At 68.8% G+C, this 21,148-nt stretch carries 20 protein-coding genes and 1 pseudogene; 7 read left to right on the forward strand and 14 right to left on the reverse strand.

What is annotated here, in order from left to right:
* Positions 1–249 precede the first annotated feature (249 nt).
* The 4 genes from HPY23_RS20830 to HPY23_RS20845 all read left to right on the forward strand — a co-directional run bounded on the left by HPY23_RS20830 (position 250) and on the right by HPY23_RS20845 (position 5,078).
* Positions 250–1,572 (forward strand): quaternary amine ABC transporter ATP-binding protein, encoded by a 1,323-nt coding sequence (locus tag HPY23_RS20830; protein ID WP_091884330.1) that lies wholly within the window; start codon positions 250–252, stop codon positions 1,570–1,572.
* The gene (locus tag HPY23_RS20835) at positions 1,488–2,339 is read left to right on the forward strand and encodes an ABC transporter permease (protein WP_060847444.1); all 852 of its coding nucleotides are present in this window, start codon (positions 1,488–1,490) and stop codon (positions 2,337–2,339) included. The genes HPY23_RS20830 and HPY23_RS20835 overlap by 85 nt, the downstream gene beginning before the upstream one ends.
* A 35-nt stretch (positions 2,340–2,374) precedes the next feature.
* On the forward strand, positions 2,375–3,211 hold the full coding sequence (locus HPY23_RS20840; RefSeq protein ID WP_060847443.1) for a glycine betaine ABC transporter substrate-binding protein: 837 nt from the start codon (positions 2,375–2,377) through the stop codon (positions 3,209–3,211).
* A gap of 274 nt (positions 3,212–3,485) precedes the next feature.
* Entirely contained in the window at positions 3,486–5,078 is a 1,593-nt protein-coding gene (locus tag HPY23_RS20845; RefSeq protein WP_091884326.1) for a fatty acyl-CoA synthetase, read from the forward strand.
* Between the two features lie 33 nt (positions 5,079–5,111).
* Here HPY23_RS20845 and fixJ read toward each other — a convergent pair whose 3' ends face one another.
* The 3 genes from fixJ to HPY23_RS20860 form a co-directional block, all read right to left on the reverse strand.
* Positions 5,112–5,723, reverse strand: coding sequence for a response regulator FixJ (gene fixJ, locus HPY23_RS20850; protein ID WP_091884324.1), 612 nt, complete (start codon positions 5,721–5,723; stop codon positions 5,112–5,114).
* Positions 5,713–7,257, reverse strand: a complete 1,545-nt coding sequence (locus tag HPY23_RS20855; RefSeq protein WP_091884321.1) for a PAS domain-containing sensor histidine kinase — start codon at positions 7,255–7,257, stop codon at positions 5,713–5,715. Before HPY23_RS20855 ends, fixJ begins: the two co-directional genes overlap by 11 nt.
* 80 nt (positions 7,258–7,337) lie before the next feature.
* Positions 7,338–8,006 carry a helix-turn-helix domain-containing protein gene (locus HPY23_RS20860; RefSeq protein ID WP_091884319.1) on the reverse strand — a complete coding sequence of 223 codons (669 nt, stop codon included), beginning with the start codon at positions 8,004–8,006 and terminating at the stop codon, positions 7,338–7,340.
* Positions 8,007–8,444: 438 nt separating this feature from the next.
* On the opposite strand from HPY23_RS20860, the gene HPY23_RS20865 reads away from it, so the two are divergent.
* Both HPY23_RS20865 and HPY23_RS20870 read left to right on the forward strand, forming a co-directional pair.
* Positions 8,445–8,801, forward strand: coding sequence for an effector-associated constant component EACC1 (locus HPY23_RS20865; protein WP_139234912.1), 357 nt, complete (start codon positions 8,445–8,447; stop codon positions 8,799–8,801).
* A gap of 43 nt (positions 8,802–8,844) precedes the next feature.
* On the forward strand, positions 8,845–10,152 hold the full coding sequence (locus tag HPY23_RS20870; protein WP_091884655.1) for a caspase family protein: 1,308 nt from the start codon (positions 8,845–8,847) through the stop codon (positions 10,150–10,152).
* A 174-nt stretch (positions 10,153–10,326) separates the two neighbouring features.
* Here HPY23_RS20870 and HPY23_RS20875 read toward each other — a convergent pair.
* From HPY23_RS20875 to HPY23_RS20925, 11 genes and pseudogenes are all read right to left on the reverse strand, one after another.
* Positions 10,327–11,034, reverse strand: a pseudogene (locus tag HPY23_RS20875) (IS630 family transposase); the annotation flags it as partial.
* A 382-nt stretch (positions 11,035–11,416) separates the two neighbouring features.
* Entirely contained in the window at positions 11,417–12,832 is a 1,416-nt protein-coding gene (locus tag HPY23_RS20880) for a DUF2254 family protein (RefSeq protein WP_091884316.1), read from the reverse strand.
* Between the two features lie 87 nt (positions 12,833–12,919).
* On the reverse strand, positions 12,920–13,297 hold the full coding sequence (locus tag HPY23_RS20885) for a response regulator (protein ID WP_091884313.1): 378 nt from the start codon (positions 13,295–13,297) through the stop codon (positions 12,920–12,922).
* Between the two features lie 64 nt (positions 13,298–13,361).
* A complete protein-coding gene (locus tag HPY23_RS20890) occupies positions 13,362–13,835 on the reverse strand; it encodes a CBS domain-containing protein (RefSeq protein ID WP_244537517.1) in 474 nt (157 codons plus the stop codon).
* A 40-nt stretch (positions 13,836–13,875) separates the two neighbouring features.
* Positions 13,876–14,013: a cbb3-type cytochrome oxidase assembly protein CcoS gene (ccoS, locus tag HPY23_RS20895; protein WP_091884311.1), complete on the reverse strand. Its 138-nt coding sequence runs from the start codon at positions 14,011–14,013 to the stop codon at positions 13,876–13,878.
* Between the two features lie 18 nt (positions 14,014–14,031).
* Entirely contained in the window at positions 14,032–16,353 is a 2,322-nt protein-coding gene (locus tag HPY23_RS20900; RefSeq protein WP_091884309.1) for a heavy metal translocating P-type ATPase, read from the reverse strand.
* 13 nt (positions 16,354–16,366) lie between these two features.
* Positions 16,367–16,864, reverse strand: a complete 498-nt coding sequence (locus HPY23_RS20905) for a FixH family protein (protein ID WP_091884307.1) — start codon at positions 16,862–16,864, stop codon at positions 16,367–16,369.
* A 4-nt stretch (positions 16,865–16,868) separates the two neighbouring features.
* Positions 16,869–18,365: a cytochrome c oxidase accessory protein CcoG gene (gene ccoG, locus HPY23_RS20910; RefSeq protein WP_091884304.1), complete on the reverse strand. Its 1,497-nt coding sequence runs from the start codon at positions 18,363–18,365 to the stop codon at positions 16,869–16,871.
* A 371-nt stretch (positions 18,366–18,736) separates the two neighbouring features.
* The gene (locus tag HPY23_RS20915; protein WP_091884301.1) at positions 18,737–19,243 is read right to left on the reverse strand and encodes a L,D-transpeptidase; all 507 of its coding nucleotides are present in this window, start codon (positions 19,241–19,243) and stop codon (positions 18,737–18,739) included.
* A gap of 189 nt (positions 19,244–19,432) precedes the next feature.
* The gene (locus tag HPY23_RS20920) at positions 19,433–19,810 is read right to left on the reverse strand and encodes a DUF2794 domain-containing protein (protein ID WP_060847433.1); all 378 of its coding nucleotides are present in this window, start codon (positions 19,808–19,810) and stop codon (positions 19,433–19,435) included.
* A 420-nt stretch (positions 19,811–20,230) separates the two neighbouring features.
* Positions 20,231–20,383: a hypothetical protein gene (locus HPY23_RS20925; RefSeq protein WP_167543923.1), complete on the reverse strand. Its 153-nt coding sequence runs from the start codon at positions 20,381–20,383 to the stop codon at positions 20,231–20,233.
* Between the two features lie 117 nt (positions 20,384–20,500).
* On the opposite strand from HPY23_RS20925, the gene HPY23_RS20930 reads away from it, so the two are divergent.
* Complete coding sequence (locus HPY23_RS20930) at positions 20,501–21,097, forward strand: ribonuclease HII (RefSeq protein ID WP_091884298.1); 597 nt, start codon at positions 20,501–20,503, stop codon at positions 21,095–21,097.
* Positions 21,098–21,148 lie beyond the last annotated feature (51 nt).

Genomic DNA, 21,148 nt, shown 5'->3' on the forward strand with positions numbered 1-21,148 from the left:
TACGGCCCCTGGCGGTACTACGGGATGCCGCTATCAACCCTGGAGGCCGATTTGGAGGCGGGGCTACTGTGAGCCCCTATCAACCCCGAATGACGAAGAACCGTTTTTCCGGCAGAAAGCGTCGCCGCGCGACAAGCCGTGACGTCTGGTCCCACTAGCTTTTCATCATCCCAGATCGAAGGCACCGCGGCGCCGACGGGGCCGGACGACGAATCGGGGATTGCGCCACTCCTGGGGAGTCGTGAGCAAATGGGCCGCATCACTCTGCAGGGCATCGGCAAGGTCTTCGGTCGCGACCCCGCCCGGGCGATGGACCTGATGGCCCAGGGCAGGACCAAGGCCGAGATCGCCGCGTCGTGCGGGGCGGTGGTCGGGCTGCGCGACGTCGCCGTCGAGGTGCCGGAGGGCGAGATCCTGGTCCTGATGGGGCTCTCGGGCTCGGGCAAGTCGACCCTCCTGCGCTGCATGAACCGGCTCGTCGAGCCGAGCTGCGGGCGCATCGTCGTCGACGGCACCGACGTGACGGCGCTGAGCCGCCGCGACCTGCTGGCTTTCCGCCAAAAGATGTTCGGCATGGTCTTCCAGCACTTCGCGCTGCTGCCGAACCGCACCATCCTGGGCAATGTCGGCTTCGGCCTCGAGATCAAGAAGGTGCCGGCCGCCCAGACGCGGGAGCGGGCGATGCGGGCGATCGAGCTCGTCGGCCTCAAGGGCTGGGAAGCGAAGTATCCGCACGAGCTCTCGGGCGGCATGCAGCAGCGGGCGGGCCTCGCCCGGGCGCTCGCGGCGGATGCCGAGATCCTGCTGATGGACGAGGCGTTCAGCGCCCTCGACCCGCTGATCCGCCGCGACATGCAGGCGGAGCTGCGCGAATTGCAGAAGACGCTCAAGAAGACCATCGTGTTCGTCTCGCACGACCTCGACGAGGCGATCGCGCTCGGCGGCCGCATCGTGCTGATGAAGGACGGCGAGGTGGTCCAGGCCGGGCGGCCCGAGGAGATCGTGGCGGCCCCCGCCACCGAGTACGTCGCCCGCTTCGTCGCCCATATCGACCGGGTCGCGGTCCTGCGCGCCGGGCAGGTGGCCGACGGGACCGCCCAGGTCCTCTCTCCCACCCAGACGGCCGCCGAGGCGCGGGCGGTGCTGGCCGGGAGCGGCGGCGAGGCCTGGCTGGTCGCCGGACCCGACGGCCGCTTCGCCGGCCGCCTGCCGGCCGCCCGCCTCGCCGCGGCGCGTCCCGACGAGACCCTGGCGGGCCTCCTCGACCGCGAGTCCGGCACCGTCGAGGCCGATGCCGGCCTCGCGGTACTCCTCGGCCGGGTGGCGGCCGAGGGCGTGCTCGCCGTGATCGACACCGAGGGGCGCCTCGTCGGCAGCCTCGCGAGCCGCGACGTCGTGCGGGCGCTGTCCGCCCGCCCGGGCGCCGGCGGAGCCGACCCGGGCGATCCCCGGCCCGCGATTTCCTCCGAGCCGGCAGGAGCTGAGCGATGGACTGGACAATCCCCAAATTCCCCCTCGACACGCTCAGCGACGAGGGCCTCGATTGGCTCACCGACCATGGCAGCTGGCTGACCCGGGCGGTCAGCCGCCACGTCGCCGACTGGATCGACGCGCTGACCTCGGCCCTGGTGGCCGTGCCGCCCTGGATCCTGATCGGGGCCGCGGCGCTCGCCACCTGGAAGGTCGGCGGCCGGCGGGTCGGGCTCCTGACCCTGTTCGGCCTCCTGTTCCTGTGGAACCTGCGGCTATGGCAGGCGACGGTCGAGACTCTCGTGCTGGTCGTCCTGGCAACCGCGGCGGCCCTCGTCATCGGCATCCCGGTCGGGATCTGGTTCGCGCTGAGCCGGCGGGCCTGGCGGATCTTCTCGCCGGTGCTCGACATGATGCAGACGCTGCCGAGCTTCGTCTACCTGATCCCGGCCCTGCCGTTCTTCGGCCTCGGCGCGGTCTCGGCCTGCTTTGCCACCATCGTGTTCTCGGTGCCGCCGGTGATCCGCCTGACGGCGCTCGGCATCCGCAACGTGCCGGCCGAGCTCGTCGAGGCCTCGGACGCCTTCGGGGGCTCGTCGGCGCAGAAGCTGTTCAAGGTGCAGCTGCCGCTGGCGCTGCCGACCATCATGGCGGGCGTCAACCAGACCATGATGCTGGCGCTGTCGATGGTGGTGATCGCCGCGATGATCGGGGCCGGCGGCCTCGGCCGGGTGGTGTGGCAGTCGATCCAGCGCCTGGAGGCCGGCGCCGGCTTCGAGGCCGGCATCGGCATCGTCATCCTGGCGGTGATCCTCGACCGGGCCACCCAGGCGCTCGCCGCCCGCGCCCGGCCGCACGGCACCGCCTGAGCCTTTTTCCAGTCTCCTCCCAGAAAGGTCCTTCGATGCGCGCTCCCCTCCTCGGCGTCGCCCTCTGCCTCGCGCTTGCCCAGACGCCCGCCGAGGCCGCCGGCAAGCAGGTCCGCCTCGCCTATGTCGAGTGGGCCGACGCGGTGGTCGCCACTAACATCCTCAAGCTCGCCCTGGAGGAGAAGGGCTACGAGGTGAAGGCGATCCCGCTCGCCGCCGCCGCGATGTGGCAGGCGGTGGCGACCGGGGATGCCGATGCCAGCGTCGCCGCCTGGCTGCCGGTGACCCAGGGCGCCTATTACGAGAAGCTGAAGAACCGGCTCGAGCTGATCGGCCCGAACGTGACGGGCGCCAAGATCGGCTGGGCGGTGCCCGCGACCTCGCCGCTCAACTCGATCGAGGACCTGAAGACCAAGGCCGCCGAGGTCGACGGCAAGGTGATCGGCATCGATCCCGGCGCTGGCGTGATGAAGACCTCGGAGGCGGCGATCAAGGCCTACGGCCTGCCGGTCAAGCTCCTCGACGGCAGCGACGCCACGATGACGAGCGCGCTCAAGGACGCGATCCGCCGCAAGCAGGACGTCGTCGTCACCGCCTGGACGCCGCACTGGATGTTCGCCCGCTACCAGCTGAAGTACCTCGCCGACCCCAAGCAGGTCTTCGGCGGCGAGGAGAGCGTCAACACGCTGGCCCGCAAGGGCCTGAAGGAGGACATGCCGGAGGTCTACGGCATCCTCCAGAAGTTCAAGCTCGGCATCAAGGACGAGGAGGCCGTGATGGCCGAGAACGAGGAGAAGGGCGCCAAGCCCGCCGAGACCGCCGCGAAGTGGATCGCGGCGAACCGCGCCACCGTGGACGGCTGGCTGAAGTAAGTGTCTCTCAAAATACTCCCGATCACCGCCTCGGCTTGCTGTGGCAGCGACATTGCGGCCGGAGTTTTGTGAGGTGCACTAAGCCGCGGCTCCGACGGATGCCTCGTGGACCGTCGCCGCCCCGCCGGGCCGCGGCGGTCTTTCGCATTGGATAAACCCCGGCACGAGCCTGCCTCGACGTCGCCACCCGCGTGACGCCCCCACCGGCGTGACTTGCCGGCACGACCTTGCGACAAGGAGCGACAAACAACGAAAACCGGAGGGACGCCGCGCCATGGCACACGAGGACACGCAGGAGGCCGACCGCGCCCGGCGCGACACGATCTCGGACGCCCTGCGCCGCGCGGCGCGGCGCCATCGGGACCGCACCGCCCTGTCCTTCGCCGAACGGCACTGGAGCTTTGCCGCCCTCGACCGCGCCGCCGACCGGGTCGCCGCCGGGCTTCTGGCGGCGGGGCTGTCGCGCGGCGACCGGCTCGGCGCGCTCGGGCGCAACTCGGACGCCTATCTGATCCTCTGGCTCGCCTGCGCCCGGGCCGGGATCATCCACGTCCCGATCAACTACGCGCTCACCGGACGCGAGCTGCGCTACGTCGTCGAGCAGTCCGGCGCCGCGTGCCTGATCGTCGACCCGGCCCTCGCGGGCAATGCCCGGGAGGCGCTCGGCGCCTCTGCCGCGCCGTGGTTCGGCACCCTGTTCGGCGGCACCGGCCTCGACGTGTTGCACCTCGCCGGGGACGGCGGCCCCGCCGAGCCGGTCGAGGTCGCCCTCGCCGAGGACGACGTGGTGCAGCTCCTCTACACCTCGGGCACCACGGCGGCGCCGAAGGGCGCGATGATGACGAGCCGGGGGCTCCTGGCCGAGTACCAGAGCTGCATCCTCGCCCTCGATTTCGGGCCGCACGACCGGGCGCTCGCCGCGCTGCCGCTCTACCACACGGCTCAGATGCATGCCTTCACCATGCCCCAACTGCTGGCCGGGGCCGAGACGGTGCTGATCGAGGCGCCCGCGCCCGAGACCTGCCTGCGGCTGATCGAGACGCACCGCCTGACCTCGTTCTTCGCGCCCCCGACCGTGTGGATCAGCCTCCTGCGCTCGCCCGACTTCGCGACGCGGGACCTCACCAGCCTGCGCCACGTCTATTACGGCGCCTCGATCATGCCGGTGCCGGTGCTGGAGGAGCTGCGGGCCCGCCTGCCGGGGGCGCGGCCCTACAACTGCTACGGCCAGAGCGAGATCGCGCCGCTCGCCACCGTCCTGCGGCCCGAGGAGCACGACGCGCGTCCGGCCTCCTGCGGGCGCCCGGTCTTCAACGTCGAGACCCGGATCGTCGACGACGCGATGCGGGACGTCGCCCCCGGCGAGCGGGGCGAGATCGTCCACCGCTCGCCCCAGCTGATGGCCGGCTACTGGGACAAGCCGGAGGAGACCCGCGAGGCGTTCCGCGGCGGCTGGTTCCATTCGGGCGATGTCGGGATCATGGACGAGGCCGGCTACATCACGGTGGTCGACCGGGTGAAGGACGTAATCAAGACCGGCGGCACCATCGTGGCGAGCCGCGAGGTCGAGGAGGTGCTGTTCACCCATCCCGGCGTCTCGGAGGTCGCCGTGATCGCCCTGCCCCACCCGAAATGGATCGAGGCCGTGACCGCCGTGGTGGTGCGCCGCCCGGGCGCCGCCGTCGACGCCGAGGAGCTGGTCGCCCATTGCCGGGCCGGCCTGGCGCCGTTCAAGGTGCCCAAGCGCATCCTGTTCCAGGACGACCTGCCCCGCAACACCGCCGGCAAGCTCCTCAAGCGCGCGCTGCGGGACACCTACGCCGCCCTCGACTGGAACGAGGACGCCGACGCCGCCCGGGGGCGGTGATGCGCCATCGTACGACGCGGGCCGGGCGGGCTCCTATCCGCCCGGCCGGACCGTCAGCGCCATCCGGACCAGCTCGGCGAGGCTGCCGGCCTGCATCTTCGCCATGACGTTGGCGCGGTAGATCTCGACCGTGCGCGGGCTGATGCCGAGCGCCTGGGCGATGACCTTGTTGGGGCTGCCGGCCATCAGCTCGTCGAGCACCTGGCGCTCGCGCTCCGAGAGCGCGGCCATGCGCCGGCCGGTCTCGGCGGCGGCGGCGTGGCGCTCGGCGGCCCGGCGCCCGCTGTCGAGGGCGGCGCGCACGGCGGCGAGCAGGACCTCGTCGTCGAACGGCTTCTCGATGAAGTCGAACGCGCCTTCGCGCATCGCCGCGACGGCGAGCGGCACGTCGGCGTGGCCGGTCATCACGATCACCGGCCGCCCGTCGCCCTGCGCCTTCAGGCGGCGCAGCAGCGCGATCCCGTCGAGGCCCGGCATGCGCACGTCGGTGACGATGCAGCCCGCGGCCTGCGCGGGGCCGGCGAGGAAGGCCGTGGCGGAGTCGTGCAGGCGCACCGGGATCCCGTCGGAGGCGAACAGGAAGGCGAGGGACTGACGGACCGCGAGATCGTCGTCGACCACGTCCACCGGCACCTCACCCGACATCGTCCAGCTCCCCTCTGTCGACCGCCCGCAGCGTGAAGCGGAAGCAGGTCCCCTGCCCCGGCTGTGACTCGGCCAGGATCTTGCCGCCATGCGCCTCCACGATGGTACGACAGATCGAGAGCCCGACCCCCATCCCGTGCGCCTTGGTGGTGACGAAGGGCTGAAACAGCCGCTCCGCCACCTCCGGCGCGAGGCCCGGGCCGGTATCTGCGACGGCGATCTCGACCAGCGCCTCGCCCGGCAGGGCCCGGGTGGTGACGCGCAGCTCGCGCCTGGCGACGTCCTGCATCGCCTCGATCGCGTTGCGGATCAGGTTGAGCAGGACCTGCTGCACCTGGATGCGGTCGGCCAGCACCAGCGGCGCCTCCGGATCGAGCGCGAAGGTGACGTGGACGCCCCGCTCCTTGGCGCCGACGAGGGCGAGCGCGCTCGCCTCCTCGACGAGCTTGGGCAGCCCCTCGATGTGCCGCTCGCCCTCGCCGCGGGCGACGAACTCGCGCAGGTGGCGGATGATCTGGCCGGCCCGCAGCGCTTGGTCGGCGGCCTGGCCGACCGCGTCGGCGAGCATCGGCACCTCCGGCCCCTCCATCCGCTGGAGCAGGCGGCGGCAGCCCTTGAGGTAGCTGGCGATGGCGGTGAGCGGCTGGTTGATCTCGTGGGCGAGCGTCGAGGCCATCTCGCCGAGCGCGGTGAAGCGCGACATGTGGACGAGCTCGGATTGCAGCTCCTGCAGCCGCGTCTCGGTGCGCTGGCGCTCGGTGAGGTCGCGGATGAAGCCCGTGAAGTAGCGCGCGCCCGAGGACCGCATCTCGCCGACCGCGAGCTCCATCGGGAAGGTCGAGCCGTCCTTGCGCTGGCCGACCACGACGCGGCCGATGCCGATGATCCGCCGCTCGCCCGTGGCGAGGTAGCGGGCCATGTAGGCATCGTGCCGGCTGCGATAGGGCTCGGGCATCAGGAGGCTGACGTTCTCCCCCACCACGTCCTCCGGGGCGTAGCCGAACTGGCGCACCGCGGTCGCGCTGAACGACCGGATGCGGGCCTCCTCGTCGATGACGACCATCGCGTCCGGCACCGTCTCCAGGATCGAGCGCAGATGCGCCTCGCGGGCGCGCAGATCCGTCTCCGCCTGGCGCTGCGCCTGGATGCTGAACACCACGCCGCGATGGCGCACCGGGCCACCCTGCGGGTCGATCTCGATGGTGCCGCGCGAGCGCAGCCAATCGCTGCGGCCGTCGGGCCGGACCACCCGGTAATCGACCTCGTAGCTGCCGCCGCGGTCGAGCGCCCCCCGGATCGCCCCCGCCCGGGCCTCGCGGTCGTCCGGGTGGACCAGGGCCTGCGTCGCTTCGAACGTCGTCAGCTCCTCGGGCGACACGCCGAACAGCCGCGCCCCGCTCGCCGAGACCGAGATCCGTCCGGTCGGCACGTCGAGCGACCAGAAGCAGATGCCGACCTCCTCGAGGGTCTGGCGCAGCTCCTCGGCATCGGGTGCGGCGGGTGGCGGGCTCGCGGGGGAATCGGGTTTCGTCATGCGGGCCAAAGCGCGCGGCGCGGAATCGGATCGCCGTCGATAGCAGGAACCCGGCGCGGCGTCCGCCCCGAGGGCATCCTTCAGCCGTCGAGCCGCCGCAGCGCCGCCCGGTCGCGCAGCTCGACCGTGCGGCGGTGGGCCGGCAGGGCGATGATTCCGTCGCGCTCCAGCTGGGTGAAGGTTCGCGAGACGCTCTCGACCGTGAGACCCAGATGATCGGCGATGTCGGTCCGGGACATCGGCAGCGCCAGCACGCCGTCGGCCCCCGCCCGCTCGGCGAGGTCGAGGAGGAAGCTCGCGACCCGCTCGCGGGCGGTCTTGCGGCCGAGCAGCAGCATGTGGTCCTGCGCCCGGGCGAGCGCCCGCAGCATCGCCGCCACCACCTCGCGCGCCAGCGCGCCGGCATCGCCCGTGAGCGCGGCCCGGTCGCTCCGGCGGTGGGCCGTGAGCACCGTGTCGACCACCGCCTCGGCCCCGGTCATGCGCTCGTCGCCGGCCTCGAGGCCGAAGATGTCGCCCGGGAGATGGAAGCCGTCGATCTGCCGGCGCCCGTCGCTGAGAAGGCGGTAGGTCCGCACCGCGCCCGACACCACCTTGTAGAAGTGGAGCGGGCGATCGCCCTCGGCGTAGATCTCCTCGTCGGCCTCGACGCGGCGGCGCGCCCCCGGCTCCTCCGGACGGCGATGGGCGGGGACGGACCCGGGATTCAGCGCGGGGCCGAGGCCGGCGGTGGCGAGAGCGAGCTGCATCGGATGCCTCGTCGGGCGATCGTTCGGGCGGTCTTGACGAGGTCCATGGCTAGGCGATCGAGGACGGCGGCGACATTCCGGTTCGACGCGTAAGGGATTCTCCTTAGGTCTGAACGCGTCCGGAATCCAGCTGCGCCCGAGTGCCCAGTGGGTCCGGACGCGAATTGCCCGGTCGGCGTACTCGGTGAGATCACCACGAGAGACGCCTGCCGCAGCAACGGGGGAGTGCAGCCCTACCCCGTTTCCTTACGACTGGATTGCAATGAGCAAAAATATGTTTCTATCTAGTCATAATTTTACTAGACATACATTAGCGTCATTGATTAGATATGAATTATTTATTTTAGCATTATATGTCGCAACGCGGCCAGATTATGAGCCGTTGCAAGATCGACAGAGTTGGTTAAAGTGCCTTGACAATATTACGTTGGTGCTGCCGTGCTTATAAAAATTGAAGGCGAGACCGCCTCCCAAGATACGCCCGACCTTCTTCGATGGCTCCGCCAAGAAGAGATACAAGGAATTCGGTTTGAGCAAAAGCGTGCAACGCCTTTACCTGATGAGATGGGCGGAGATTTACTTCCTGTAATAAGTGCCATGGCGCCTGTAGTTACAGCTGTTGTTGGCAGTCCTGTCTTAGTTGAGATCATAAAATCGATCGGCTCGTGGTTCAATTCGCGGAAATCAAAGGCGAAAGTTGTCATTACTAGGAGTGATGGTTATCATATTTCGATAGATGTAGATAATTATAAGGATATTCAATTTTTATTGAATGATATAATTGGCAAAAAATAATATTATATCTATATTCTAGCCATCGAATCGGGAAGGCGGCATTATGTTATCATTTGGCAGCGCTGGCACAATGGTAGTTTTGATCGGCACTACTAGGTGCCCACTAGATAGTACAAACCTACCTGATCTGCCGTCTGTAAAAAACAATATCGACGATCTAGCTTCAATTTTTAGAAATCCTGATATAATTGGAATTCCAGAGGATAACATTAAAATCATAATAGATTCCCCATCTAATACTAATATGTTATTAAAAATATCAGAAGCGGCCGAATGTGCAACTGACACTTTATTCATTTATTACGCTGGACATGGTATAAAAACGACTGAAAGCGATGGTCTTTTTATAGTTGCGTCTGATACAACGGCTAAGCATTGCCATCTAAATGGAGTGGAGTTTGGAAAAATTAGAAGAATCATACATCAATCTCCAGCAGCTAAAAAAATTCTTATCTTCGATTGCTGCTACAGTGGCGAGATAAACTCAGAGGAAATGGGCGGATCACCATCAAGCATTGTTTCTAGCAATATCAATATCAGAGGTGTTTATTCCATTGCGTCGGCTCCACGTAACAGAGTAGCTTTCGCACCAAAATCTGAAAGATTCACTGCTTTTTCAAAGGAATTAATTACTGTATTGCGAGACGGAATAGATGATCTTGTCGAGTACATGACCCTTGACCTAGTCTATGAAAAGGTCAAAAGCCGAGTCAGTGAAAATCCGAATTTACCATCGCCCCAAAAAAAGGTCTTGCTAGACGTTGATGAGTTCGTCATTGCTAGGAATATTAATTTTTCTCAAAGTCCTTTTGCCCAATTGCGATCTTTAGAGATGAAATACAATCGACTCAAAGAGATCGTATCTAATCGTGATATCGAGCATAACTCTAAAACGAAAGAACTTGAAAATAGGATTTCTATGATGCAATTAAATATTGATTTGCTTGAAGAATTAAAAATAAGCAACGAAAATAAGATCGACAATTTTGAAAAAGAAGTAAATCAACAAAAATCTCCGACTTATTATCTAAATAAAGCCGCCTCAACGCCAGAATTTATAAATGTAATTGCTATTGTAAAAATATTTATTATAATCCTAGCAGTTTCAAGCTCGTCAACAATAATTCGAAAAATTATGTACGCCAACGGAGGCTTTGTCGAAAGTCATTACGCGATACTGGGATTGACACAATTATCAATAAATATTTTATTGGCCCTTATCATAGCAATCAAATTTAGAAAGTTGCGTATAGTTACAAGCAAATCTAAGCGTCGAACTAGTATTGTATTGATTTGTATATACATTTCTACAGCTTTTATGTCGATTTTGCCTTTGACGTCAAAGATATAGTCCAATATTTGCGGGGTTATCTATATAATATTTGAGTAACTACATGATTGTGCACTGTATCGCAACTCAAAAATGCGAAAATCTCTCGCCGCTCATGGTGATTATATTGCTGACTTAAATGGGTGTTTTAGCGTTACAGTTGACAGCATTGAGGATGGCTGCGGCTGACTTGGTTCAGACGAATGGCTTTGGCGTTTCGTTGTGCTCGGCGATGGTGCGGTTGATCGACGATCCCGCTGAAGCTGCCACGTTTCAGCCTGCGCCGAGTCAGGGCGGAGAAGAAGCCCTCGACCGCGTTCATCCATGAGGCCGAGGTCGGGTTGAAGTGGAAGATCCAGCGCGGATGCCAGGCGAGCCAGGCCCGCACTTTCAGGTGCTTGTGCGTGCCATAGTTGTCCAGAATCGTGTGGATCAGTTTGACAGGCGTCACAGCCGCCTCGACAGTGTTGAGGAAGCGCAGGGACTCCTTGTAGCGGTGACGCTGCATGCATCGCCCGATCACGGTGTCCTCCAGTACGTCGAGCGCGGCAAACAGCGTCGTGGTGCCGTGGCGGATGTCGTCGTGGGTCCGGGTCTCGAGGCAACTTGGCGTGACGCTCGGCGCAAGCGGGTCCGTTCCAGGGCCTGGATCTGGCTCTTCTCATCGAGGGAGAGCACGACGGCATGGCGCGGCGGAGCCATATAGAGGCCGACGATGTCCTCGACCTCCTCGGCGAACGCTGGATTGTTCGATCCGTTCAAGCTGCGCACTCGATGTGGCTGGAGACGATAGGCGTCCCAGATGCGCTGGCCCGACCGCAGGGAGATCCCGACGGCGCGCGCTAGGGCGCGACTTGTCCAGTAGGTGACCTCTCCAGGCGGTTCGGTGCAAGTGAACGCGAGCTGCATCGGATCCCTTGTCAGGCGATCGTTCGGGCGGTCTTGACGAGGTCCATGGCTAGGCGATCGAGGACGGCGGCGACATTCCGGTTCGACGCGTAAGGGATTCTCCTTAGAGGCTATGCCAGTATGGCAGAATGCCAAGCTTCCCCCGCAGGAGCCGAAGCGTGGCAATAAGTCCAAGTGAGATAGGTTCTTAGGCCCGAGCGCGTCCGTATCCTGGACGCGTCCCAGGACCCGGGCGGTCGCGGTCCGGATCGCCCGGTCAGTAGGTCGGCGGGTCACTGAAAGTCATTGTGACAGACGCCTGCGGATTGCGAATTGCATCAGGCAGGAGGCCCGGCCGGACGGCATGCGGGGAAAGCGCTCTCCGGCGGGGCGAGCCTTACGACGTCGTCCCGGGCACCCGGGTCGAGCGCGAGTTCAGCTTGCCCAGGCTGCCCGCAAGCGCGGCGGATGCCCTGGCGACCTCCTCGGCCACGCTCCGAAAGCCGCGTTCCTCCAGGGCCGAGGCCAGGTCGTGCAGGGCGGCGTCGAGCTGCCGCGTCAGGACGTGCTCGCCCAGGCTCGACAGTGCCCGGTGGGCGACATCCGCCAGTCTCTCGGCCGTCGGCCCCTCGACGTGGCGCAGCAGGATGGCGAGCGTGGCGACCGCCTCGGTCAGGGTCTGGGACTGGATCGACTCGGAGGCGACGACGATCACGGCTTCCAGGGCGTCGGTCGCGATGACCGGTGCGGCGTCGCCGTAGACGATGCGGGACCCGGCATCGCCCCGGATCTCGATTTCGCCGCGGCTCCACCGCGCGATGATGTCCCGCAGCGCCTGGATCACCGTGAGGCCGGGATTGGGATTGGATTTCGCGGTCGAGACGGAGGTCCAGGCGATGGTCGCGAGCTGATGCAGGCCGTAGGCGGTGCTCGTCTGGAGATCGCGCCCGTCGTCATACGCGAAGGCGGCGAGCGTCTCGTCGGCGATGCGCTCGCACGCCTGCGCGTCCAGGACGGCGCCGGGGCCGCACCGGAGCCGGCACACCGGATCGCCGACGGCGCGATACGTCCCGAGGGCGATCAGGACCTCGACCTCGACGTCGCCAGCGCGCTCCAGGGCCCGCTCGACCCGGGCGAGGTCGAGCCCGACGACGTAGCCGTTCTCCCGGGAGCGGACGAGGGCGCGGTCGGCCCAGTCGCGGCGCGTCGTCCTGCGGGTCGCGGCCAGCACGTCGAGATCCGCACCGCGCGCTTCGAGCACCTTGTCGTGGATGAACTGGATGATCTGTTCCGGCCGCATCTGGTCGATCGTGTTGTAGATCATCACGATGATCAGGCACAGGGCCAGGGCCGTGAGCAACAGGCTGAGCGCCGCCGCGAAGACCGGGCGGTGATAGTCGGTGTTCGTCACCAGCGTCGTCAGCACGAAGACCGACAGGCCGACGAAGTAGCCGAAATAGAGCTGGTTGGTCCGGCGCGCCATGAACTGGTCGGTGACCTGCGCCGTCAGGGCGCCCGCGCCCTGCTGCACGGCGAGGAGCAGGAGAGAGAAGGTGATCGAGGTGACCGTGACGATGCTCGACGCCACGGTCGCGAGCAGGCTGCCCAGGGCCGCGCGATCCCCCATCAGGGCCCCGAGCCAGGCAAAGCCGCGGGGCGCGCGATCGCCGGACCACGACCCGTCCGCCAGGTAGACTAGGGCACTGAGGCCGACGAATCCGAGCACCGTGGCGAGCGGCAGAGCCAGGAACTGCCGGAACGACCGCCGGATCGCGCTGACGAGCCGGTTCGGGACCGATGCAATGGTCTTCATCGACGAATGTTACCACGAGGCGATGCGCATCCGGGCACGGTAGCACGGGCCGCGCGGACCGAACCTCCGCCGCGCGTCCCGCGCCCCTCACGCCGAGGCGGACAGCGCGTCGTGGATGCCGGCGAGCAGCGACCCGTCCTCGAAGGGCTTCTCCACCACCTGTCGGAAGCCGGCCCTGGCGGCGCGGTGGCGCAGCTCCTCGGTGAGGCGGCCGGTGACCAGGATGGCGGGCAGGCCGACGCGCCGGGCGCGCAGGCGCCCGACCAGCTCGACCCCGTCCATGCCCGGCATGTGGTAGTCGACGACGAGGCACCCGGACCGGGGCAGCCCCGCCTCGCCGAGCAGGTGGCCGGCATCCTCGTAGAGGCGCACGTCGAGCCCTTCGAGCTCGAGGGCGAATTTGAGCGAGCGTCGGACGGCCTCGTCGTCGTCGACGACGAGGACCGGTCCCGTCGGAGCGGGCATGGCGGCCTTGGACCCTGTCTTGCCGTATCGTGGCCCGGCCCGCCGCGGGCCGCCTTGATCTCGCTCAAGCGGTCGCGGTCGCCGCGCCGGGTGCCCGCCCCGCGCCGGGCGGGATGTCTCGCAGGGAGATCATCCCGACCACCTCGCCACCCCGCATCACCGGCAGGTGCCGGAACCCGCCGGCACGCATCAGAGCGTGCGCCTCCACGAGGCTCGCCTCGGCGGCGATCGTCCGGGGATCGCGGGTCATCACCTCGCGCACCAGGGTCAGGTGCGGGTCGCGGTGGCCGGCGATCACCCGCACCGCCACGTCCCGTTCGGTGACGATGCCGACGAGGCGGCGTCCCTCGACCACCGCCAGGGCGCCGATGCCGCGGTCCCGCATGAGGTGGCACGCGCTCGCCACCGTGAAGCCGCCGCTCACCCCGCACAGGGAACGGTCGGCGAGGAAGGCCTGGACGGTGGTCTCGGGCAGGATCGTCTCGGGCGGGATCGTCTCGGGGAGAAACGTCTCGGAGAGGGGGGACGCGTCGGTCACGGGGCTGCTCCGGTGGCGTGGAGGGAAGGAGCGGGACCGCTCAGTCGTCCGACCGGGCCCGCATCTCGGCACCCTCGATGTCGTCGTACTGGCCGGACCGCAGCGCCCACAGGAAGGCGCAAAGGCCGAGGCCGCCGAGGCCGAGGGCGATCGGGATGACGAGGAGAAGCACGGCCATGACGGGATCCGGGAGCGCTCAGGGGACGAGGACGGCCGGGATCGCCGGTGCCGGGCCGGACTCCCCGGACGGGAGAGACGGCGCCGGCCGCGGCCGGCCCCGGGCGCGCAGGGCGTTCAGCGTGACGACGACCGAGGAGCCCGACATCGCCAGCGCGGCGATGAGCGGCGTGAGGAGCCCCGCGGCGGCGAGCGGCACCGCGACGAGGTTGTAGGCGCCGGCGAGCCACAGGTTCTCCATCATCAGGCGCCGGGCGCGCGCGCCCACCGCGAGCACCGCGAGCACCGGGGCGAGGCCGCGGCCGAGGAAGAGCGCGTCGGCGGCGGCCTGGCTCACATGGGCGGCGGTGACCGGCGAGAGCGAGGCGTGGGCGGCGGCGAGCGCCGGCGCGTCGTTCAGGCCGTCGCCGACCATCAGCACCCGCCGGCCGGCGCGGCCGAGCGCCTCGATCCGGGCAATCTTGTCCTGCGGCGAGAGGCCGGCCTCCCACTCGGCCACGCCGAGACGGGCCGCGACCGCGGCGACCGCGCTCGCCCGGTCCCCCGACAGGACCGCGACCCGGCGCCCCTGCGCCCGCAGCGCCGCCACCACCTCGACCGCGTCCGGGCGCAGCGCCTGGGCGACCGGGTAGGCGACCGGTTCCCCCGCTCCGGCGCGAAAGCAGATCACGGAGGCCTCCGGCGCGGCCGCGAGCGCCGCCGCGGCCTGCGCCTCGGCGCTGCAGAAGGCCGGGGAGCCGAGGCGCAGCTCGACGCCGTCGACCACGGCCCGGACGCCGAGGCCGGCCGCTTCCTGCGCCCCGGGATAGGGCTCGGCGCCGTCGGCGGCCCGCGCCAGCGCCGCGGCCATCGGGTGGCGGCTCGACAGGGCGAGGCGGGCGGCCCGTCCGAGCGTCGCGTCGTCGCCCGCCGTCGCGACGAGGACCGGCTCGGGCAGCGTCAGCGTGCCGGTCTTGTCGAACACCACGGTGTCGATCCGGCCCAGCCTCTCCAGGGCGGAGCCGTCGTTGAGGAGAACGCCGTCGCGAAACAGCGCGCCCGCGGCGACGACCTGGACGGCGGGAATCGCGAGGCCGAGCGCGCAGGGACAGGTGACGACGAGCACCGCGACGGCGGCCAGCAGCGCGGCGTGCGGCCCGGCCCCGGCGAGGAGCCAGCCCGCACCCGTCAGCGCGGCGGCCGCGTGGACCAGCGGCACGTAGAGCCGGGTGGCCCGGTCGGAGAGCACCATGATGCGCGAGCGGGCCTCGAGCGCGCGGCGCATCAGCGCCTCGACCTCGTCGAGAAAGCTCGCCCCGGCCGCCGCCGTGACGGCGACGACGAGGGCGCCGTCGCCGTTGAGGGCGCCGGCCGGGACGCGGGCGCCCTCCCCGACCGCCACCGGCACGGTCTCGCCGGTGACGAGGCTCGCATCGATCTCCGATCGCCCGCGCTCGATCCGGCCGTCCATCGGCACCCGCTCGCCCGGGCGCACCAGCACGCGGGCGCCGGGCGCGATCTCGCCGAGCGGCACGTCGCGCACCGAGCCGTCGGCCTCGATCCGCGCCGCGGTCTCGCAGCGCAGGGCCGCGAGGTTCTCGGCCAGGGCCCGGGTCCGCCGCCGCATCGCCTGTTCGAGCACCCGCCCGATCAGCAGGAAGAACAGCAGCATGATCGCGCCGTCGAAATAGGCGTGGGTCGCGCCCAGAGCCGTCTCGACCACCGACATGACGAGGGTCAGCACCACTCCGAGCGTGATGGGGAAATCCATCGTGATCCGCCCGACCCGCAGGCCGCGGAGCGCTCCTTCGTAGAAAGGCCGCCCGGCATAGGCCGCCGCCGGCAGGGCGACGAGCGCCTGGATCCAGTGGAAGAGGTCGCGGTTCTCCGGCGTCATGTCGGAGACGCTGCCGGCCCAGACCGAGATCGCCAGCAGCATCACGTTCATCGAGGCGAAGCCCGCCACCGCCAGGGCGCGGATCAGCCGCTCGCTCTCCGCCGCCTCGGCATCGGCCGGCCGGCGCGGGTCGAAGGGATGGGCGGCGTAGCCGAGGGCGGCGAGCCGCAACCGGATCGCCTCGACATCCGCCGCGGCGTCCGGTGCCCACTCCACCGCGAGGCGCCGCTCGGTGAGGTTGAGCCGCGCCAACGCCACGCCCGGCACTTCCGCCAAGCCGCGCTCGATGGCCGACAGGCAGGCGGCGCAGCGCACGCCCTCGACGGCGAATTCCGCCCGCGCCGCCCCCGCGTGGCTCCGGGTGACGAAGGCGTCGTAGTTGCGTCCGAGAGAGGGGCGGGTGTTCGCCTCGCTCCAGGCGGCATGGGCCTCGACATAGGCGAGCGCCGCATCGGTGCAGCACATCGGACCGCTCCCCTCACTCGACGGTGAGGCGGCGCTCGCGCCGCAGCTCGACCCCGTCCGGCCCCGTCACCTCGACGACGAGGCGCCACTGGCCGGGGGGCAGCGCGTCGAGCCCGCCCGCATAGGTGCCGGGGGCGCCGGCCGCGAGGGGAAGGACCTGATCGAGGCGGGCATCGGTCGGGCGCTCCAGCCGGGCGCGCAGATCCTTGCCCGGGAGGGGGGTGCCGTCGGGGCCGCGCAGGGAGACGGTCAGGCGCGCGCCGGCCCCGTCCCGCGCGAGCGCGCTGTCGAGCCTCCAGTGCCGGGCGCCCTGGGCCCGGGCGCGGGCGAGTTCCGCGGCGTAGACCTGTCCGGCATGGTAGGGCGAAGCCGCCTCCAGTCCCGTGAAGGTGCGGAGCGCCGAGGAGACCAGGACGGCATCGGCCGCCGCGATGGTGGCGAAGAAGCCGGCGAAGGCGAGGAGGACGTGCCGCCCGGTCAGGCGGAACGGGGAGACGGGATGGGCCTGCATGGTCTCACGGTGCCTTGAAGTGGTCCGGCGCCACGGCGGTCTCGCCGGTGGCCGGATCGGTGAGGCGGAAGGCGAGCGGGGCCGAGCCGGTGCTGCCGGGCGGTGCGAAGACGAGGACGCGGTACTCCCGCGTCGCGTCGGCCGGCACGACGAGGTCGCCGGCGGCGCCGACCACCTCGAGCCGGGCGCCCGCCAGCCCCTCGAGACCCAGGACGAAACGGCGCGCGGCCCCGCGCTTGTTGATGACCCGCACGGTATAGCCGTTGCGCACCCCGCCATCCGACAGGACGACGAAGAGCGGGTTGCGGTCGTGCAGGACGCTGACACCGGTGAAGCTCCGGGCCGCCAGGCTCGCGAGCATGAAGCCGCCGATTCCCACGACCATGAGCCCGTACGCGACGGTGCGCGGGCGCAGGATCTTTCGGACCGGCGGCAGGCCCGCGGCCCGGCGCCGGCCGTTCGCCTCGGTGTCGTAGGCGATGAGGCCGGTCGGCCGCCCGAGCCTCGTCATCACGGTATCGCAGGCATCGGCGCACAGCCCGCACTGGATGCAGGCGAGCTGCAGCCCGTCCCGGATGTCGATCCCCGCCGGGCAGGCGGTGACGCAGGCATAGCAATCGACGCAATCGCCGGCCGGCCGGCCGGCGGCGCGCAGGGCGCCCGCCGTCTTCACCGAGGCGCGAGGCTCGCCACGGTCGACCCGGTAGAGGATGTTGAGGGAGTGGGCGTCGGTGAGCGCGCCCTGGATGCGCGGCCACGGGCACATGTAGGTGCAGACCTGCTCGCGCAGGTGGCCGGCGAGCCCGTAGGTCGTGGCGGTCAAGGTCAGGATGGCGAAGCCGGCGGCCGGCGGGGCCTGGAAGGTCGCGAGCTGGCGCACCAGGGTCGGCGCGTCGGCGAAGTAGAGCACCCAGGCGCCGCCGGTCCACCAGGCGATCAGGAGCCAGATCGCGTGCTTGAGGGTGCGCAGGGCGACCTTCTCGACCGACCACGGCGCCGCGTCGAGCTTCAGCCGCGCCCGCCGGTCGCCCTCGACCAGGCGCTCGACCGCGAGAAACAGGTCGGTCCAGACCGTCTGCGGGCAGAGGTAGCCGCACCAGAGCCGGCCGGCGACGGCGTTCATCAGGAAGAGGATCAGGGCCGCCAGGATCAGCAGGCCCATCACGTAGGTGATTTCCTGCGGCCACAGCTCGATGAAGAAGAAGTAGAGCCGGCCGCGGTCGAGGTCGATCAGCACCGCCTGCGAGGGCGCGCCCGGACCGCGATCGAAGCGCAGGAACGGCACGAGGTAGTAGACCCCGAGGGCCGCCGCCAGGATGATCCACTTCGCGGTGCGGAAGCGGCCGCGCACCGCCTGCGGATGGATCTTGCGCCGCGCCTCGTAGAGGGCGCCGGTCACGGCCGGCACCGCCGTCCGGGTCGCGGCGGCGCCGAACTTCGTCCGGCGGCGCTCGTGCGGAGCCGCGGCCCGTGCCGTCGTCGCAGGTTCGCTCGGGGCCATCGCCGCCTGTCCAGCCGCCCGGAAACGGGCACGCGCCGTCTTGGGGCGGGGGGCGGCCCGCGTCATTGATCTCGCGCAATCGCCGGGCCGTCGGAGGAATCGACGAGGCGCGGAACGCTCCCGCCCCGGCGGGCGGGAGAGGGCCTATGGATCGAGGATCCCATCCCTGTCCGGAGGGTTCGCCGCGGGGGTGAGGCGGTGTGATCGGAGGCTGGCTCGTCGAGCCTCCCTCGCTCCTGCGCTTACCTCGATCCCGAAAACGGGGTGAGATTCTCTCCCCTCCCGCGGGGCTGGCGGGTTCATGCTTCTCTTGTCTGGGCCCCGGACGTGTCCTGCCGGAGCCCCGGACGTGACCATCGGGGAAGCGGCTTTCAGCGCGTCACCACCACGGTGGTGCCGACCTGGACGCGGCCGTACAGGTCGGCGACATCCTGGTTGAACATCCGGATGCAGCCGTAGGACGCGAAGGTGCCGATCGAGCCCGGACGGTTGGTGCCGTGGATCGCGTACTCGCCCCGGTCGAGGGTGAGCGCGGCCACGCCCATCGGGTTGCTCGGCGAGCCGCCGGCGATCACCTCCGGCAGGCGGGGATTGTCCCGCTTCACCTCGTCGGGCGGCGACCAAGCCGGCCGCAGGTATTTTCCGTCGATGCGGGCGTAGCCGGTCCATTGCTTGCCGGCCTTGCCGACCGCGACGGGATAGCGGATCGCCGTCCCGTCGCCGTTGACGAAGTACAGTCGCCGCTCGGCGGTGCGCACCACCACCGTGCCGGCTTCCGTCGCCGCGTCGAACGCGACCAGTTCCCGCGCGGCGGCCGGGCCGGCCGCCAGCATCGCCGCGACGAATGCCGCCGCGGCCCATCCACTCTGCTTGTGCATCCCTGCGGTCCTCGAGCGTGACCTTCTTCAGCCAAGCGACAATCCGCCGGGAAACCTGTCGTTCCGGTTGGCAAAGATGCTTGCCGACGGATGAAGACGCGCGGGATGCGCGGGAGCGTTAAGGGGCGGTTCGCGGGACCGGTCGAGATCGCCGCGACGCGTTCACAGGGGAGTCTCCGAGGCCGCGGCTCACACCACCCGGAGCGGCTTCTCCAGTACCCGCAGCACCTGGGCGAGGTCGTGTCCGCGCTTGAGGATGCGCCCGGTCTCGGCGATCACCGCGTAGGCGCCCTGGCGGCGGGCGAGGCGCGGGTCCTTCTCGATGCGGTAGAGCGGCCGCTCCGAGGTGCGGCGGTGGATCGCGAACACCGCCTTCTCGCGGTTGAAGTCCATCGTGTAGTCGCGCCACTCGCCCTCGGCGACCATCCGTCCGTAGAGGTTGAGGATGATCCGCAGCTCGTCGCGATGGAACGACACCTGCGGCGGCACGGCCCGGGGGAAGGGCACGACATGCCCGCCGGACGCGGTGCCGGTGCTCCGGCTATCGGCAGTCTCTCCCTCGCTCATCGCTTCTCCTGCCTGTCGGGGTGATTCGCGGGGCCCGGCCGAGTCACGGGGATTCGTCCGGGCGACGGGTGGTGAGCCGGCGAGCGGCCGGCCTCACGCCATGATGGGAGTCCGAAAACCGCCTCGCAAGGGTTGCGCCCGGGCGACACCGACCCGGGATCGTGCCGGGACGGGGCCGAAAACCCGCTCGGCGGGGACGTGCCGGTCACGGAATCGCCCGAATCGCGCCCTGCGCCGGCCTTGATGCGCGCGCATGACGGAACCGACCTCTTGGCCCGGCCCATCGGTCGCCCCGGCCCTCGCGGCCGCCGCGGTGACGACGGGCGGGGCATCCTCCTGAGGTTTCGAGACCCAAACGACTTCAGGGCCGCCTCCTACGGAGTGCGGTCCCTTTTTTGCGCCGGGCCGGGGCCGCAGGGTTCAGGGCTGCGACCACATCTGCGCGGTGAGCGCACGGGCGCGGGTGATGCGGATCTGGTCGAGGGTCCAGAACCCGATCGCCAGGGTCCCGGCCAGGAGCCCGATCGGCAGCGCGAGCGCCAGGAAACGGTTCTGCCGCGGCGGCGTGGTCATGCATCCTCCTCGTGTGCGGGCGTCCGGCTTATCACGGAAACGCCCGCCACGGGGGCCGGTGCCGGTACGGCACGCCCGGGAAGGATTTGGAAACCCCGATTACGGCAGACCTCGCCCATGCGCCCGTTCGATGCCCGCCACGCCACCCGCTACCCCGTCGTCATCGGCTGCGACGAGGTCGGCCGCGGCGCGCTCTGCGGCCCGGTGATCGTGGCGGCGGTGCATTTCGACCCCGCCGCCCTGCCCCCGGACCTGCTGGAGGCCCTCGACGACAGCAAGCGCCTCGATGCCGCCACCCGCGAGCGCCTGGCGCCGCGGATCATGGAGGCGGGACGCGTCGCGCTGGCCGGCGGCTCCCGCGACCTGATCGACCGGATCAACGTGCGCGGCGCGACCCTCGACGCGATGCGCCGGGCGGTAATGCGGCTCGGAATCGAGGCCGAGGTGGCGGTGGACGGGCGCGACGTGCCGCCCGGGCTGCCCCTGCCGTGCCGGGCCTTCGTCGGCGGCGACCGGCTGGTGCCGCAGATCGCCGCGAGCTCGATCGTCGCCAAGGTGGTGCGCGACCGGCTGATGCGGGCGCTCGCCCGGCGCCACCCGGCCTATGCCTGGGAGCGCAACGTCGGCTACGGCACCGCCGCGCACCGGGCCGCGATGGCGAGCCTCGGCGTCACCCGCCACCACCGCCTCAGCTTCAAGTCGCGCGCCTCGTAGCGGAGTGCATGCGCGTTGCGCGCTTCCGCTGCGGGGCGGGGGCATCGTAAG

The sequence above is a fragment of the Methylobacterium ajmalii genome (genome assembly GCF_016613415.1).
GTDB lineage: Bacteria > Pseudomonadota > Alphaproteobacteria > Rhizobiales > Beijerinckiaceae > Methylobacterium > Methylobacterium ajmalii.

Coding starts and splice junctions, on each gene's coding strand:
- HPY23_RS20830 (WP_091884330.1), top strand. CDS start 250: ATGGGCCGCATCACTCTGCAGGGCATCGGCAAGGTCTTCGGTCGCGAC.
- HPY23_RS20835 (WP_060847444.1), top strand. CDS start 1,488: ATGGACTGGACAATCCCCAAATTCCCCCTCGACACGCTCAGCGACGAG.
- HPY23_RS20840 (WP_060847443.1), top strand. CDS start 2,375: ATGCGCGCTCCCCTCCTCGGCGTCGCCCTCTGCCTCGCGCTTGCCCAG.
- HPY23_RS20845 (WP_091884326.1), top strand. CDS start 3,486: ATGGCACACGAGGACACGCAGGAGGCCGACCGCGCCCGGCGCGACACG.
- fixJ (WP_091884324.1), bottom strand. CDS start 5,723: ATGTCGGGTGAGGTGCCGGTGGACGTGGTCGACGACGATCTCGCGGTC.
- HPY23_RS20855 (WP_091884321.1), bottom strand. CDS start 7,257: ATGACGAAACCCGATTCCCCCGCGAGCCCGCCACCCGCCGCACCCGAT.
- HPY23_RS20860 (WP_091884319.1), bottom strand. CDS start 8,006: ATGCAGCTCGCTCTCGCCACCGCCGGCCTCGGCCCCGCGCTGAATCCC.
- HPY23_RS20870 (WP_091884655.1), top strand. CDS start 8,845: ATGTTATCATTTGGCAGCGCTGGCACAATGGTAGTTTTGATCGGCACT.
- HPY23_RS20880 (WP_091884316.1), bottom strand. CDS start 12,832: ATGAAGACCATTGCATCGGTCCCGAACCGGCTCGTCAGCGCGATCCGG.
- HPY23_RS20885 (WP_091884313.1), bottom strand. CDS start 13,297: ATGCCCGCTCCGACGGGACCGGTCCTCGTCGTCGACGACGACGAGGCC.
- ccoS (WP_091884311.1), bottom strand. CDS start 14,013: ATGGCCGTGCTTCTCCTCGTCATCCCGATCGCCCTCGGCCTCGGCGGC.
- HPY23_RS20900 (WP_091884309.1), bottom strand. CDS start 16,353: ATGTGCTGCACCGATGCGGCGCTCGCCTATGTCGAGGCCCATGCCGCC.
- HPY23_RS20905 (WP_091884307.1), bottom strand. CDS start 16,864: ATGCAGGCCCATCCCGTCTCCCCGTTCCGCCTGACCGGGCGGCACGTC.
- ccoG (WP_091884304.1), bottom strand. CDS start 18,365: ATGGCCCCGAGCGAACCTGCGACGACGGCACGGGCCGCGGCTCCGCAC.
- HPY23_RS20915 (WP_091884301.1), bottom strand. CDS start 19,243: ATGCACAAGCAGAGTGGATGGGCCGCGGCGGCATTCGTCGCGGCGATG.
- HPY23_RS20920 (WP_060847433.1), bottom strand. CDS start 19,810: ATGAGCGAGGGAGAGACTGCCGATAGCCGGAGCACCGGCACCGCGTCC.
- HPY23_RS20925 (WP_167543923.1), bottom strand. CDS start 20,383: ATGACCACGCCGCCGCGGCAGAACCGTTTCCTGGCGCTCGCGCTGCCG.
- HPY23_RS20930 (WP_091884298.1), top strand. CDS start 20,501: ATGCGCCCGTTCGATGCCCGCCACGCCACCCGCTACCCCGTCGTCATC.